This window comes from Kitasatospora albolonga (assembly GCA_002082585.1).
In the GTDB taxonomy this organism is placed as follows: domain Bacteria; phylum Actinomycetota; class Actinomycetes; order Streptomycetales; family Streptomycetaceae; genus Streptomyces; species Streptomyces stephensoniae.
Genome location: CP020563.1, coordinates 2,908,915 through 2,924,231 on the forward strand (window position 1 = coordinate 2,908,915; position 15,317 = coordinate 2,924,231).

Here is a 15,317-nt window from a genome sequence, read left to right on the forward strand (position 1 = left end):
TCAGGCGATCTCGTAGCGGAAGTCGGCCGGTGCGGGCCGTTCGTTGCCGATCATCATGATGAGCAGCGGCGCCTCACCCGTCCCGTCGAGTCCCAGCTCCTCGATGTAGGAGATGTTGTCGAAGCCGAGGGCCACCCCGCAGCCCAGGTCGACGGCGGACGCGGCGGTGTACAGGGACTGGGCGACGGCCCCGACGGTGGCGTTGACCAGGCGGTATCCCCGGTCCCCGACCGCGTCCAGCACGGCGGTGGTGCGGACGGTCGGCACCAGGACGGCCCCGGCCTGCTCCAGGTTGTAGTTGGCGAGGAAGTAGTTGCGCTGGAGGAACTCCCCCGGCCGCCCCTCCTTCACCCGCCGCAGGCTGCGCCGCTCGGGGTCGTACGCGTACGACCCCGGCGCCACCCCCTCCACATGGCTGACGAAGGCGTACAGCTTCGCCAGCCGTACGTCACCGGTGTCCCCGCCGAGCCGCGATCCGGCCACCGCCGCGGCGAGGCAGGCCGCCAGCTGCGGCCGGGTCACCGGCAGCCGGGCCTCGAAGCGGCCGAAGCTGGAGCGGCGGTCGCGCAGCGCGGTGCGGACGTCGGTCTCCAGCGGCCGGGCGGGCGGCAGTCCGACCTCCTCGGCCGCCGGGTCGGCCGGGTGCGCGGCGGCCGGGGCGAGCGCTCCGGGGGCCGGGCGGGCGGTGGCGTCGGCTGAGGTGGCGGCCTGCATCCGCAGGAGCGCGTCGAAGGCGAGGACGGTACGGGAGCGCTCGGCGTCCTTGCGGCGCACGGAGACCGACGCGGCGCACCCCTGGCCCGAACTCCCGTGGTATCCGGCCCACTTCAACGGCACGACCGCGAAGATCCCCTCCTCCTCCGGGTCCACCCCCAGCAGCTCCGCGAGCCGCGCCTCGTCGAACCAGAGCGCGGGCTCGACGGCCAGCCCCCGGGCCGCCGCCCACATCCGCCAGGTCTGGACGCAGGCGCCGAGGTCCATGGAGACGGCGTGGAAGGAGAAGCTGTTGTACTTGAAGGCGTTCTGCCAGTACTTGATGGAGAGCACCAGATACTGGTCCGTCTCCGGCCCCGGCGCCCCCTCCCCCAGCGCGGCGCGCACCCGGCCGGTCACATCGCCGGTCAGCAGCCGCTGCATGGTGTGGTGGCGGGTGGAGTAGTAGTGCACCCCGGGCGGTACGGGGCCGCTCGGCCCGGAGACCCAGTGGACGGCGACCGGGTAGAGCCCGCCGCCGGAGGCCGAGCCGCGCGACCAGTTGGCCAGCGGGTAGAAGGGCAGGGCGCTCAGGTCGGTGTTGGCCTGGACACCCAGACGGCGGCCGGTGAGCCCGTAGGAGTCGCGGAGCATCCCGGAGAGGGTCACGAGGTCGAACTCGCCTTCTTCCGGCGCCCCTTCGGCGCACAGGCCCCGGTCGAGCGTGGCGTCGGCGGGATAGGGGGCGTCGGGCAGCGGGAAGCTGTCGGCGCCCGGGTAGAACTTGGCCTTGCGGGGCCCGTCCTGCCAGTTCGGTACGTAGTCGGCGGGGTCCATCGGGACCCGGCCGCGGTGCATGATCGCGTCGGCGTATTCATGGGCGTATCCCATGGCGGGCTCCTTGGTCACGGCAGGGGCGGAAGGGCGGCCGGGGGGCGGTCAGGGGAACGGGTGCGGGGCCGGGTTGAGGTCGGCGTCGGTGAGGTCCGCCGTCCGCAGCCCCGCCTCGCGCAGCGCGGTCCGCAGCCGGGGCATCCGCAGGGCGCGCTGCCGGCTCCAGCCGAAGTCGATGGGCAGCAGACCGGGGACGAGGACGCTCACCGTGGTCAGCCCCAGGGCCCGCTGCTCGGGCATGGTCTGGTCGACCACGACCACGTCGAACCCGGCGGCCGTGACGGCGTCCACACACCGCCCGAGGTCCTCGCGCAGATCGCCGGAGACCGGGAGGACCGGCCGGGCCCCGGGCCCGTCCCCGTACAACTCCTCGAAGGAGAGAGGCGGTTGGCGTACGGAGCCGGGGGCGCCGAGCAGGAAGTCCGCGTGGTCGCCCATCTCCGGGATGCCGTAGGCGAGGGGGTGGTCATGGAGGGCGGCCACCTGGTCGAAGTCGTCCGCCATCGCCCGCAGCCGCTCCTCGTCGCGCTCGGTGCGGCCCTGGAGGTTGACGGCGTCGGTGGCGATCTCGCAGAGCGCCCCGGCCAGGGCCGCCTCGGGGTCGAGTCCGGCGCCCGCGCCGAAGCACATCCGGCCGAGACCGCCGTCGGGGCGGACGGCGACCCCGGTGACGACGGGGATGGGGAAGGTGATCCGGGTGTCGAAGAACCGGGCCTCGTACCCGTACATCTCCAGCCGGTCCACCATCTGGCGGGTGGCCGGGCGGCGGCTGGTGCGCGGGTCGATCTCGGGCAGCGCGGCCCGCCCGTACCAGGAGAGCAGGAACGCGTCCCGCTCCACGACCTCCATCAGCCCGAAGTAGACGGCCTCCTCCAACGCCCCGCCCGACGCACAGCCGTTGGAGCTCTCCTGCACGAACCGGTTCTCCAGGCCCGGCGCGTGGTAGTACGTGAGCACCTCCGGCACCAGCACGGTCCGCTCGTCCCGCAGCGACCAGCCCCGCACCCACGGGATCTCCCGGTCCGAAGTGAACGGCAGGACACGGGGGTTGGCGGCGTGGAAGGCATCGGAGTAGAGGCCGACGGTCCGGGGGTCGACCGCCGCCCGGCCGTCCGCCCGCAGGTCGTCCAGGCTCGCCCGCACCTGGGCGTGCTTGGCCCGCGACCGCATCCCCGCATACCGCTCCAGCCCTTCCAGCACTCCGATCCGCACGCTCTCGGCGAAGGTGTCGGCGTGCCCGCCCCAGAACGTCTCGCGCAGATAGGGGCCCGAACGCATCGAGAAGCAGCCGACAGTGGCCGAGGTGGAGGTGGAGGAGACGTCCTGGACGACGGAGGGGCCGAGGGAGCCGCAGACCGGGTTGGCGTACGGCTCGATGGGCAGCTCGTACGTCCCGATGTCCCGGACCCGGAAGCCGCCGGGGCGCAGCTTGGGCGCGGGCTTCAGGGTGATGGTGGCGGCCTCGTCGGTGTCGGGCTCCGGGGTGGCGCAGACCGGGCACTCGGGGTCCGGGACGAGCGGGTAGTGGCGGACGGCCAGGGTCTGAAGGTCGACCAGATGGACGGCGGGGAAGGCCCCGGCCTCCGGGCCGCCGCCGCTCAGCCGGGCGGCGATCAGCCCGGCCACCGCCTCCGCCGCGAAGGGCGTGAGGTACGGGGACGGGCCCGCCGCCCGGGTCCCCGCACCCAGCTCCAGCGCCTCGCGCAGGGGGACCGAACGCACGGCCTGCCAGCGGCGCTCCAGGCAACGCGAGCACGGGAGTCGGGGACCGCTGAGACCTGCGGGGTCCGCTGCCGGGAAGGGGCCGATGACGGCGTGGCGGCCGTAGTAGCGGACCGGGACGGCAGCGTCGGCCGGGACCGCCTCCGCCCTGAACGCGTCCCGTACGCCGAGGGGTTGGACGTCCAGGAGGGGAGTCCCGGCCTCGGCGTGCGGGGCGAGCCCGGCCCGTATCAGCTCGGTGAACAGGGTGGTGGACTCCCCCAGGACGGGCGGGGCGGCCACCGGTGTCTCAACGGGCATCAGGGCCACCCGGGATGAGGGAGTCCACCGTGACCAGCACCCGGGCCGTGGCGATGGAGCCCGCCAGGAGGTCGGCCGGGGTGGTGTCCACGTACAGCGCGTCGCGCCCGGTGGCACGCAGCCGGTCCAGCACCGCGTCGAACGTCGTCTCCGCCCCCTTCACCGGCACCGACTCCCCGCCGACCGCGATCGCCGCCGGGGCGAGGTCCCCCAGCAGCGGGTCACCGAGGTCGACCACCGCCCCCGGGTCCTCGGCGGCCAGCTGGACCTGGCCGAGGAGATCGCGCAGGGCCGAGGCCGCCGCCGTACGCCGGGAGAGCCCGGCCCCGACCGCCCAACGGCCCCGCGCGGAGGCGTCGGACGCCTCGTGGGCCGAACCCCCTTGTGCGGACGGGCTGTTCGCCTCGCGGGCCGAACTTCTAAGCGTGGAAGGGCTGTTCGCCTCGCGGGCCAGGACCACGTGGGCCGAGGTGCGCCCCTCCTCCCCCAGGTCCAGCAGCTCCACCGCGATGTCCAGGTTGGCGGCCGACTTCAGCAGGAACACCAGCTCCGGGTCGTCGCCGTCGGCCGCGACCGGGCTGACCGGGGTGGTGCCCCGCACCGCCCGGACCAGGGCGTCGTGCGCGAGCGCCGAGAGCAGCCCCTGCCCGGCCGCCTCCGCCGCGCTGCCGCCCGCCCCGGAACCGGCCCGGCTCGCCAGCTGCGCCCGGTCCCGGTTGTGCGGGCCGAAGGGGCGCAGGGCCGCCGCCAGAACCCGTACGGGCTCCTTGCTGATCAGCGAGGTCGCCACCGCCCAGGCGGTGGGCTCGGCACCGGTGCCGCCGCCCGTGGTGAGGTCGGCGGGGCCGAGGGTGCGTACGGTCTGGCGCGGACCGTCCTGCCCGGCCTCCGCGAGCGGTACGACGTGCTCGACGTACGCCTCCGCCGCCGCGTACAGCGCCCGCATCCGCGCCCCCGCCAGGTGGTGCACGTCGAACGCGCCGATCCTCCTGCGCACCCCGCCGCCGAGCGCCACCTCCACCCGGCTGAGCTTCAGCGGGGTCTGGGTCAGCTCCTCGTCGTCGTACCGGCTGAAGATCCCGGTGTACGGGCGCACCAGCGCCGTGCTGATCCGGTTCAACTCCTCGACCAGCGCCTCCGCGTCCCGGGCCGTCTCCACGGTCGGGGTGACGGGCAGCGCGAGGGCGTCCGGCAGCGCGGCGGGGGCCGGACCCTGGTCGGCCGTGAGGGCGGCGCAGCGGGTGCAGCGGGGGTGGGGGTGGACCGGTTCGGCCATCACGTCGAGCGATGCGAGGTCCTGGACGAGGAGCTGACCGGCCGTCTCGGCGGGGAGGGCGCCGGTGGTGAGGCGGAAGATCTCGTAGCCGACGAGGTTGCCGACCATCGCCGCGACCGGGCCGGTGAGGGTGTCGCCGGAGACGGGGACGGCTCCGGCCGCCTCGCTCCACAACGTGGCGGCGTTGCCCGCGTCGACGTTGGCGCCGAGGCGCAGGAGCGCGCAGGACCAGCAGCCGGTGGAGGTGGCGGTGGCGAGCGGGCCGACGATCAGGCGGCGGCCGAAGAGCCAGGCGGGGATGAGCGTGACGCCTTCGGGGACCCCGGCGGCCAGCAGGGCGTGGGTCCGCGCCCCGGCCCCGGCGCCGGTGACCACGACGACGTCGTACCCGGCCAGCTCGGGCCAGGCCGCGTCCACTTCGGCTCCGGCGTTGATCGTCTCGATCCGCGCTCCGGCCCTGGCGGCCTCGGCTGTCACGTCGTCGTGGGCGGTGGTGGTGCCGATCCGGGCGCAGCCGTTGCGCACCAGGCTCAGCGCGCACCAGCGGGCGGTCTCGTCGTCACCGAGGACGGCGACGCGGGTGGCACGGTAGCGGGCGAAGCGGGCGGGGGCGCCGTCGGTGTAGTGGTCGACGTAGGCGATCTGGGCGGCGAATCGCTCGGTGATCTCATCCGGGAGGTCGTTGTCCCCGGAGGCCCCCTCGGCTCCGGTGGTGTCCGTGGTGCTTTCGGTGGCCGGGATGCCGCGGGCGAAGCCGCGCGCGTACAGCGTCCTGACCAGTTCGGCGGCCATCGCCCGTTGGGCCGGGCCGAATCCGGCGCACAGTTCGTCCATCCGGTGGTGGCCGGTGAGGTGGGGGACGACGAGGGAGGCGAAGCGGTAGGCGGTGCGGCCGGTGAGGTGGAAGCCGCCGTCGGCGTTGTGGAAGAGCACGCCACCGGGGGTCTCGGTGAACAGGACGTCCCGGCGGATGCGCGGGCGGGTCGCCGCGAGCGCGTCGAAGGCGCTGGTGGGGGCGGGCCCGGCGGGTGCGGTGGGTGCGGACCCGGCGGCGGGTGCGGCGGGTGCGGGGGAGGCGCTCTCGGCCATGGGCTCACACCTTCTCTGTGCGGCGGTCACGGATACGGACGGTTCTTCGCAGATGGGCGCGGAGCAGCTCGTGCACGCGGTACGGACCCGGCGGCCCGTCCTCCAGGAGTCCGGCGTCGGCGAGTTGTTCCAGTACGTCTTCGGGGACGGACGGGCGGTCGTGGTTCTCCGGGCCGTCCGGGCCGTTCTCTCCGTCGGCCTCGCGCAGGAGTTCCGGCGGGCCGGTGCCGATACGGAGGAGGGCTTCGGAGAGCCGGGGGTCGAGGCGGCCGAGCGCACGGTCGAAGAGGCCGCTCACCGAGTGGTCCGGGGAGTCGGTCAGGGTGAGCCGGGCCAGCGGGTCGTCCCCCAGCCAGTCGACGGCGTCCCCGAGCCGCAGCCCGGGGCGGGTGAGCAACCGGGCGGTGAGGATGCGCAGGGCGGCCGGGAAGTGGCCGCAGAGGGTGGCGAGCCGTTGGGCGGCCCGCGGTTCGGCCTCGACCCGTTCGGCGCCGAGGGCGGCGAGCAGGAACGCGTACGACTCCGCCTCCGTGAAGGCGGTCAGCCGGTGCACCCAGCCGCCGTGGGTGGCGATGAGACCGCCGAGCCCCATCCGGCTGGTGACGACGACGGCCAGGTCGGGGCCTTCGGGGTGGGCCGGGGTTCCTCCGGCGGGCGGCCGGGGCGGGCCTCCGGCCAGCACGCCGGGGGTGAGCAGCGGGCGGACCTGGTCGGCGTCGACCACGTCGTCCAGGATCAGCAGGGCCCGGCCGACCACCGTGCCCGAACCGCCGCTTCCCCCCGTCCTGCCGGTTCCGCCCGTACCACCCGTACCGCCGGTTGCGCCCGTACCGCCGGTTCCTCCCGTACCGCCGGGGCCGAGCGCGGCGGCCACGTCGGCGGCGATCTCGTCCGCCGTACGGGGACGGCCGTCCGGCCGGGTCATCCGGACGAGCAGCCGCCCGGCCGGGAAGCTGTCCCGCACCAGGTGGGCGACGTGCTGGGCCAGGGCGGTCTTGCCGATGCCGGGGGCGCCGGAGACCAGCACGGCGAGGGGGCGCTGGCCGTCGGCGCCGTGCGGGGGCTCGGCGGTGAGACGGGCGGCCATGGCCTCGGCCTCCGCCGCCCGGCCGGTGAAGTGCGGCACGACGGCGACGGGCCCGGCCCCGGGGGCGACGGCCACGCCCTGGACGGCCCGGGGGGCGGGCGCCGGGTGCGGCCCCGGTTCCGGCGTACCGGCGGCCTCCAGGGCGGGCACGCCGGGCGTCGGGGCGGCGGCGGTCACGCGGGCCGTTGTCCCGGCCTGGACGACGGCCCCCAGGTCCTCGCCCCGCAGGATGGACAGCTCCAGCTGCCGCAGGGACGGCGAGGGGTCCACACCCAGCTCGTCCAGGAGGAAGCCCTTGACCCTCCGGTACTCGGCAAGGGCCTGGGACTGGCGCCCGCTGCGGTAAAGGGCCTCGATGAGCTGCTCGTGGAACCGCTCGTGGCCCGGGTATACGCGCGTAGCTGCCCAGAGGTCGACCAGGGCGTCACCGCAGCGCCCGAGCCCCAGCAGCAGATCGCAGACCCGCTCGACCGCCCGGAGCCGCTCCTCCGCGAGCCGGGGTACCTCGTCCCGGTGCAGGACGTCGGACCGCACGTTGGCGAGCAGTGAACCCTGCCAGAGGGAGAGGGCGTCCTTGAGCGTGTACAGCTCCGCCTCCGGGTCCCGGGCGAGGGCGGCGGCCCGGCGCACCTGGTCGCGGAAGCCGAGGAGGTCCAGGGTCGAGGGCCCGGCGGTGATCCGGTAGCCGCCGGGGACCGCCTCGATGGAGGTACTGGTGACCCCGTGCTTGGTGAAGAGCCGACGCAGCCGCAGGACGCAGGTCTGGAGCGCGGCCCTGGCGGTGGCGGGCTGGTCCTCCCCCCAGACCGCCCGCTGCAAGTACTCGGCGGAGACGGTGGAGTTGGCGTTCAGCAGGAGCGCGGCGAGCAGGATGACGGGCTTGGATGGCTGGAGGACGACGACATCGGGTCCGTCCGCGAGGGCCAGCGGACCGAGCAGCTGAAACCGCATCACGATCCGGCCCGGCCCTAGTCCCAGCCGTTGACCAGCTTGCACACCCGGACAGGCACGGATTCCGCCGGCAGTCGGCCGATGCCTCCTGCCGACTCCGTACAGATCAGCCGGGTGACGAGCCCGTGCCCATCGGCCGAGGAGGCGTGGCCGGCGGTGGCGGCCGGAGCCGTGGGTGCCTCCTGCCCGGGAGCGGCGGCCGCGGGTCCGGCCAGGAGGATGACGGCGGCGAGGGCGGTCCCGGCGGTGAGGGCGGCGGCGGTACGGGGCGAGCGGCGCGGCTTCGGGTGGGGCGAAGTCCTGAACACGTTGTCCCCTTTCGGCGTTGTCGTCCGTGCCGGGGTGGGTCCCGGCACGGACGACGATGCCAGCGCGGGGCGGGGGCGCAGAGGCGTTGCCGTGTCAGCTTGTTGCACACGGCGGCGACCCCGCGTGCAACAAGCTGACAGCTCCCACCGGTCTGGGAGAGCGCTGTCAGGGGAACGTGTTCGGCCCCTGGGCGTTCGGCGGAACGCCCAGGGGCCTGCCGGTCATCCTCAGGTGAACACCGTCCTGGCGGAGGCCCGTTGGGAGCTCCCTGCGGTACTCACCCGTCCCGCCCCGGCGGCCACGGCTGCGACCGACAGGGCGAGGGCGGCTGCGGCTGCGACCGACGGGGCGGAGGCAGCTGCGACCGACGAGGTGGGGGTTGGGGCAGCTGCGACCGACGAGGTGGGGGCGGAAAGCCTTCCCTGCCGGTCGCGGCGGCCCTCAGTGCTCTCGCCCGTCCGTCAGGGGGCTCCTCGGTGCTCTCATCCGTCCGTCGCGATGGCGTTGAGGACGTTCATCCGGCCCGCCCGGAAGGCCGGGACGAGGGCGGCGAACAGGCCGACCAGCGCCGAGCAGGCGAAGACCGTGAGGATCGTCGGCCACGGGATCTCCAGGACCTCGAGGCCCTCCAGCGCCAGCAGCTTCTGGGCCGCTGTGCCCCAGCCCATCCCCAGTCCCAGTCCCAGCAGGGCACCGAAGAGGGCGATGACCACGGACTCCAGCCGGATCATGCGGCGGAGCTGACGGCGGGAGAGGCCGATGGCCCGCATCAGGCCGATCTCCCGGGTGCGCTCGACCACGGAGAGGGCGAGGGTGTTCACCACACCGAGCACCGCGACGATGATCGCGAGGGCGAGCAGGCCGTACACGATGTTCAGGAGCTGGCCGATCTGGTTCTTCAGATTCTCCTTGAAGTCGGCCTGGTTCTGCACCTTGTAGACCGGGTACTCGGCGAGCACGCTCTTGAGGGCCGCGTACGCCTCCTTCTCCTTGCCCTCCTCGGCCTTGCCGAACATCGCCACGTTCTGCGGCATCTTGTCGGCGGCGATGTAGGAGGTCGCCGTGGTGATGTTGGTGTACATCGCGCCGCGGTCGATGTTCGTGTCGTCGGAGGTGACGGCGGCGACCTTCAGCTTCGCGCTCTCCCCGGCCTTGAACGCGACGGTGAGGGTGTCCCCGACCTTGACGCCGTACTTCTCCGCGTAGTCCTCGCCGACGGACATGGCGTCCTTGTCGTACGCCTTCGCCAGGTCGCCGGAGACGGCGGTGCGGCGGACGTCCTGCTGGTACGTCGGGGTGGTGGCGGTGATGCCCTCGTCGACCGTCCTGCCGTCGGGGGCGGTGATCTTCGCCTTGATGAAGGTGTAGTCGGTCATGTGCTCCAGGCCGGGGACCTTGTGCAGGGCCTCGGCGGCCTGGGGCACGATCGGCCTGCCCGCACCGCTGTCCTGGACGATGAAGTCCGCCCCGACCGACTTGTCGAGCTCGTCGGTGGCCGAGGCCACCATGGAGGACCCGACGACGGAGAGGCAGGCCACCAGGGCGAGCCCGATCATCAGGGCCGCGCCGGTCGCCCCCGTACGCCGGGGGTTGCGCAGCGCGTTGCGCTCGGCCAGTCGGCCGACCGGGCCGAAGAGCCGCAGGACGATCACGCCGAAGGCGCGGACGACGACACCGGCCAGCAGCGGGCCGATCACGATGAAGCCGATCAGGGTCAGCAGCACGCCGACGGCGAGGAACGCCGAGCCCTCGGTGGCCTTGTCGGCCTGCGTCGTCACCCACAGGGCGGCGCCGCCTACCGCGGTGAGGAACAGGCCGATCCCGGCCCTGACCCAGCCGGACCGGCCGTCGGCGGGGGTCCCGGCGTCGCGGAGCGCGGCCATCGGGGAGACCTTGCCTGCGCGGCGGGCCGGGATGTACGCGGCGAGGACGGTGACGACGACCCCGAGCACGAGGCCGACCACGGGGGTCGTCCAGGCCACGGTGAGGTCCCTGGTGGACAGCTCCATGCCCACGGCGCCCATCAGCTTCATCAGCCCGACGGCGAGCCCGATCCCGGCGGCGACACCGAGGACGGAGCCGACGATGCCGAGGAGGACCGCCTCCAGCAGCACGGACCGGTTGACCTGCTTGCGGCTGGAGCCGATGGCCCGCATCAGGCCGATCTCGCGGGTCCGCTGGGCGACGAGCATCGAGAAGGTGTTGACGATGAGGAAGATGCCGACGAGCAGGGCGATCCCGGCGAAGCCGAGCATCGCGTACTTCATGACGTCCAGGAAGGCGCCCATGGAGTCCTTGTTGGCGTCGGCGGCCTCCTGCTGGGTCTGGAGCTTGTACGCGCCGGAGCCGTCGAGCGCGGCGGCCACGTTCTTCTTGAGCTCGGTGTCGCTGACACCGCTCTCGGCGGTCACCAGGATCTGGGTGAAGACGTCCGGGGCGCCCAGCAGGTGCTTCTGGGCGGTGGCGGTGTCGAGGTAGACGATGGCCGCGCCCGGGTTGGTGACGGTGAAGGACGCGATGCCGCTGATCTTCCCCCTGATGTCACCGGTGACGGCTATGGTGCGCAGCTCGTCGCCGATCTTCAGCTTGTGCTTCTTGGCGGTGTCGGCGTCGACCATCACCTCGGTGGGGCCACGGGGTGCGTGTCCGGAGGTGATCTCCATCGACCGCAGGTCGTTCTGGGTCCAGTTGCTCGCGATGGTGGGGGCGCCGGTCTCGGAGCCCATGTTCTTGTTCTCGCTGTTGACGACGGTGACCGCCATGGAGAAGGCGGCGCCCTCGGCCCTCTCCACCCCGTCGGCCTTTCCGACCTGCTGGACGAGCGAGGCGGGCAGGGAGACGGGCTTGCCGTTGTCGGGCTGCTCCTCGTTCGCGTCGGCGTCCTTCGGGCTGACCGTGACGTCCGGGGAGGAGATGGTGAAGAGCTTGTCGAAGGTGGTGTTCATCGTGTCGGTGAAGACGAGCGTGCCGCAGACGAACGCCACGGACAGCAGCACCGCCACCGCGGAGAGGGCCATCCGGCCCTTGTGCGCGAAGAAGTTGCGCATCGAGGTCTTCCAGACAGTCATGACGTCCGCCCACGTGCGTCGAAGCTCTTCATCCGGTCGAGGACCTGGTCCGCGGTCGGGTTGTTCATCTCGTCGACGATCGAGCCGTCCGCGAGGTAGAGCACCCGGTCCGCGTAGGAGGCGGCGACGGGGTCGTGGGTGACCATGACGATGGTCTGGCCCAGCTCGTCGACCGACGTGCGGAGGAAGGAGAGGACCTCGGCCCCGGCCCGGGAGTCCAGGTTCCCGGTCGGCTCGTCGCCGAAGATGATCTCCGGCCGGGCGGCGAGCGCCCTGGCCACCGCGACGCGCTGCTGCTGACCGCCGGAGAGCTCGGTGGGGCGGTGCTTGAGACGCTCGGCGAGCCCGACGGTCTCCACGACCCGGCGGAGCCAGTCCGCGTCGGGCTTGCGGCCCGCGATGTCCATCGGCAGCGTGATGTTCTCGATCGCGTTGAGCGTCGGGAGCAGGTTGAACGCCTGGAAGATGAAGCCGATCCGGTCGCGCCGGAGCTGGGTGAGCTTCTTGTCCTTGAGCTTGGTGATCTCGGTCTCGTCCAGGAAGATCTCGCCGGACGTCACCGTGTCGAGCCCGGCCAGGCAGTGCATCAGCGTCGACTTGCCGGAGCCGGACGGGCCCATGATCGCCGTGAACTGCCCGCGGGCGATGTCCACGTCGACGTGGTCGAGCGCGACGACCCGGGTCTCCCCGCTGCCGTACGCCTTGACGACCTGCCGCGCTCGCGCCGCGACGGCCGTACGCCCTCCAGTGCCCCCGTGCCTGGGAATGCTTACAGCCGTTGTCACGGTATATCTCCTATATCGCTTGTCGTTCCATGGCTCGACACCGCTGGATACGGTTCAAGTCTGAGTCGAGCAGGCGGCCCGGCGCGATGGTGCCCGGCCCAGTCCTGAGGTGGGGTTTTCCCCACCCTCCCCTCTGGCGTACGCCGCAGCCGCGACGTAAAAACAGGTTAAGGAAACCCCCTGGCCAACACGTCCTCCGCCGGGAGGAAGGGGCCCTGGCCACTATGAGGGGGTGCCCCCTAGGGGGACTCGTCCTCCGGAGGGAGGCGACGTCAGGGTCCCTCCCGCACCGGAGGGAGCGGCACCCGAACCGGAGGGGACGGTACCGGCAGCAGTACCGGAGGAACAGCCCCGCGATACCCGGCGCGACGGGAACCGGCGCCGGGGACGGTGGGACCCGGGACGGTGGAAACCGGCGCGGTGGAAACCGGCGCCCGGGACTGCGGGACCCGGGACTGCGGGAACCGGGACTGCGGGAACCGGCGCCCGAAGCGGTGACGTCCTCCGACGGACAAGATCACCAGTCGGCCCGAAGGGGTGGGGGGGGAATGACCGCCGCAGCAACCCGGTACCTGTATCTCGTCCGGCACGGCGAGGCGACACCGGACGAGAGCGGGCTGACCGAGAACGGCCGCCGCCAGGCCACCCTGCTCGGCCGACGCCTCGCGGACCTCCCCCTCTCGGCCGTCCACCACGGCCCGCTGCCGAGGGCGGAACAGACCGCGCACCTCATCGGCGACAAGCTGGAGAACGTGCCCCTGCACCGCTCGGAGCTCGCCGGGGACTACGTCCCCCACATCCCCGAGCGGGACGAACTCCCGCCGGAATCAGCGGACTTCTTCCTCCGCTTCATCGCCGGTGCCGACGAGGAGGACCGGAAGCACGGCCCCGCCCTCGCCCGCCGGGCGCTGGAACGGTTCACCGGCCCGGTCGACGGCGAGGAGGACCGGCACGAGCTGGTCGTCACCCACAACTTCCTGGTCGCCTGGCTCGTAAGGGACGCCATGTACGCCCCCGAGTGGCGCTGGCTCGGCCTCAACCATGGCAACGCGGCCCTGACGGTCATCCGTTACGCACCCGGCCGCCCCGCCGCCGTACTCCTCTCCAACGACATGCGCCACCTGCCCGCCGACCTGCGCTGGACCGGCTTCCCGCCCGAGCTGCACATCTGAACCGGGGCCGAACTCCCCGTGCGGGAAAGCCCCGAACCACCGGAACGCCCCCGCGCCCGCCACTCGGGATGAGACAGTGCCCCGGGAGATACGTGCATGGGGAAAGGAATACCGGTGGGCGGCGGCACGGAAGCCACGGACGGCACGAACGCCAGGAGCGGCGCGGGCCTCTCAGCGGGCAGCGGTACGGGAGCATCCACCGAAGCCGAAGCAGAAGCCGAAACCAGAGCAGAAGCCGAAGCAGGAGCTGGAGCTGGAGCGGAAGCGGAAGCGGAAGCGGAAGCCGAACCCGAAGTCGGAGCGGGACCGGGAGCCAAAGCCGAAGCCGGTGGCGGACCCGGTGCAGGCGGCCCGCCCGCCCCGGGCGGCAGCCCCGTAAGCCCACCGTCCGAGCCGCCCCCCGCCCCCGCCGCCCTCACCACCCCCCGGGGCCGCCGCCCCGTCGTCGCGGCCCTCATGCTCGGCATGGCACTGGCCGCCATCGACGGGACCATCGTCTCCACCGCCGTCCCCCAGATCGTCGGCGACCTCGGCGGCTTCACCGTCTTCTCCTGGCTCTTCTCCGGCTACCTGCTCGCCGTCACCGTCACCCTCCCGGTGTACGGGAAGCTCTCCGACACCTTCGGCCGCAAGCCGGTCCTGATCGCCGGGATCATCCTCTTCCTCATCGGGTCCCTGCTCTGCGCCGCCGCCTGGAACATGGGCGCGCTCATCGCCTTCCGCGTCATCCAGGGCCTCGGCGGCGGCGCCCTCCAGGGCACCGTCCAGACCATCGCCGCCGACCTCTACCCCCTGAAGGAGCGCCCGCGCATCCAGGCCAAGCTGTCCACCGTCTGGGCCACCTCGGCGGTCGCGGGCCCGGTGGTCGGCGGGCTGCTCGCCGGGTACGCCGACTGGCGGTGGATCTTCCTCATCAACCTCCCGGTCGGGGCGATCGCCCTCTGGCTGGTCGTCCGCCACCTCCACGAACCCGCCCGGCCCCGTACGGAGGCCCGCACCCGGCCCCGTATCGACTGGGCGGGCGCCCTCGCCGTCTTCGCCACCGGCACCCTGCTGCTCACCGCCCTCGTCCAGGGCGGGGTGGCCTGGCCCTGGCTCTCGGCGCCCTCGCTCGGCCTGTTCGCGGCGAGCGCGGCGCTGGCCGCCCTGACCGTCGTCATCGAACGACGGGCGGCGGAACCGATCATCCCGGGGTGGGTCTGGCGCCGCCGCACGATCGCCTCCGTCAACCTGGCGCTGGGCGCGATGGGGCTGCTGATGGTGGCGCCGACCGTCTTCCTGCCCACGTACGCGCAGTCGGTGCTCGGCCTCGGCCCGATCGCTGCCGGGTTCGTCCTCTCCGTCATGACCCTGAGCTGGCCGGTCTCGGCGGCCCTCTCCGACCGGGTCTACAACCGCATCGGCTTCCGCCTCACCGCGATCATCGGCATGAGCGCCGCCCTGCTGACCCTGCTGGCCTTCCCGCTGCTCCCCTACCCCGGCGAACCCTGGCAGCCCGCCCTGATCATGCTGCTCCTCGGCGCGGCCCTCGGCCTCTTCCAGCTGCCCCTGATCGTGGGCGTGCAGTCGACGGTGGGATGGGCGGAGCGCGGTACGACGACGGCGTCCGTCCTCTTCTGCCGCCAGGTGGGCCAGAGCATCGGCGCGGCCGTCTTCGGGGCGGTGGCCAACAGCGTGCTGGCCGCCCGCCTCCTGGACGCCCCCGTACCCGGGCTCCCCGACGACCTGGACGCGGTCGCGCGCACCCTGGAGGACCCGGGGGCGCTCTCGGCGGCGGCGACGGACTACCTGCGCCGGGCGGTGGACGCGGCGGTGGATCACGTCTACATCGGCGCGGCGGGGGCGGCGGCGCTGGCCCTCCTCGCCCTCGTCGTCCTGGCCCCGCGCCGCTTCCCGGTGCTGCCCGACGCCTCCGATACGGCGGCCTCCTCCCCGGGGCCCGTCAGCGGTGGCCGGGAGCGTTGACCGCTC

General features: G+C 73.3%; 9 protein-coding genes. 2 read left to right on the forward strand and 7 right to left on the reverse strand.

What is annotated here, in order from left to right:
- The 7 genes from B7C62_12505 to B7C62_12535 form a co-directional block, all read right to left on the reverse strand.
- The gene (locus B7C62_12505) at window positions 1-1,584 is read right to left on the reverse strand and encodes a nitroreductase (GenBank protein ID ARF72995.1); all 1,584 of its coding nucleotides are present in this window, start codon (window positions 1,582-1,584) and stop codon (window positions 1-3) included.
- A 48-nt stretch (window positions 1,585-1,632) separates the two neighbouring features.
- Entirely contained in the window at window positions 1,633-3,573 is a 1,941-nt protein-coding gene (locus tag B7C62_12510; protein ID ARF77127.1) for a bacteriocin biosynthesis protein SagD, read from the reverse strand.
- Between the two features lie 25 nt (window positions 3,574-3,598).
- Window positions 3,599-5,974 (reverse strand): transcriptional activator protein, encoded by a 2,376-nt coding sequence (locus tag B7C62_12515; protein ARF72996.1) that lies wholly within the window; start codon window positions 5,972-5,974, stop codon window positions 3,599-3,601.
- 4 nt (window positions 5,975-5,978) lie between these two features.
- Window positions 5,979-8,012, reverse strand: a complete 2,034-nt coding sequence (locus B7C62_12520) for an AfsR family transcriptional regulator (protein ID ARF72997.1) — start codon at window positions 8,010-8,012, stop codon at window positions 5,979-5,981.
- 17 nt (window positions 8,013-8,029) lie between these two features.
- Window positions 8,030-8,320, reverse strand: a complete 291-nt coding sequence (locus B7C62_12525) for a hypothetical protein (protein ID ARF72998.1) — start codon at window positions 8,318-8,320, stop codon at window positions 8,030-8,032.
- 483 nt (window positions 8,321-8,803) lie between these two features.
- Window positions 8,804-11,389 carry a hypothetical protein gene (locus B7C62_12530; protein ID ARF72999.1) on the reverse strand — a complete coding sequence of 862 codons (2,586 nt, stop codon included), beginning with the start codon at window positions 11,387-11,389 and terminating at the stop codon, window positions 8,804-8,806.
- Entirely contained in the window at window positions 11,386-12,174 is a 789-nt protein-coding gene (locus tag B7C62_12535) for a peptide ABC transporter ATP-binding protein (GenBank protein ID ARF73000.1), read from the reverse strand. The genes B7C62_12530 and B7C62_12535 overlap by 4 nt, the downstream gene beginning before the upstream one ends.
- A gap of 548 nt (window positions 12,175-12,722) precedes the next feature.
- Here B7C62_12535 and B7C62_12540 point away from each other — a divergent pair.
- Together B7C62_12540 and B7C62_12545 are read left to right on the forward strand one after the other, a co-directional pair.
- Window positions 12,723-13,346: a histidine phosphatase family protein gene (locus B7C62_12540; GenBank protein ID ARF73001.1), complete on the forward strand. Its 624-nt coding sequence runs from the start codon at window positions 12,723-12,725 to the stop codon at window positions 13,344-13,346.
- A gap of 96 nt (window positions 13,347-13,442) precedes the next feature.
- On the forward strand, window positions 13,443-15,311 hold the full coding sequence (locus B7C62_12545; protein ID ARF73002.1) for an MFS transporter: 1,869 nt from the start codon (window positions 13,443-13,445) through the stop codon (window positions 15,309-15,311).
- Window positions 15,312-15,317 lie beyond the last annotated feature (6 nt).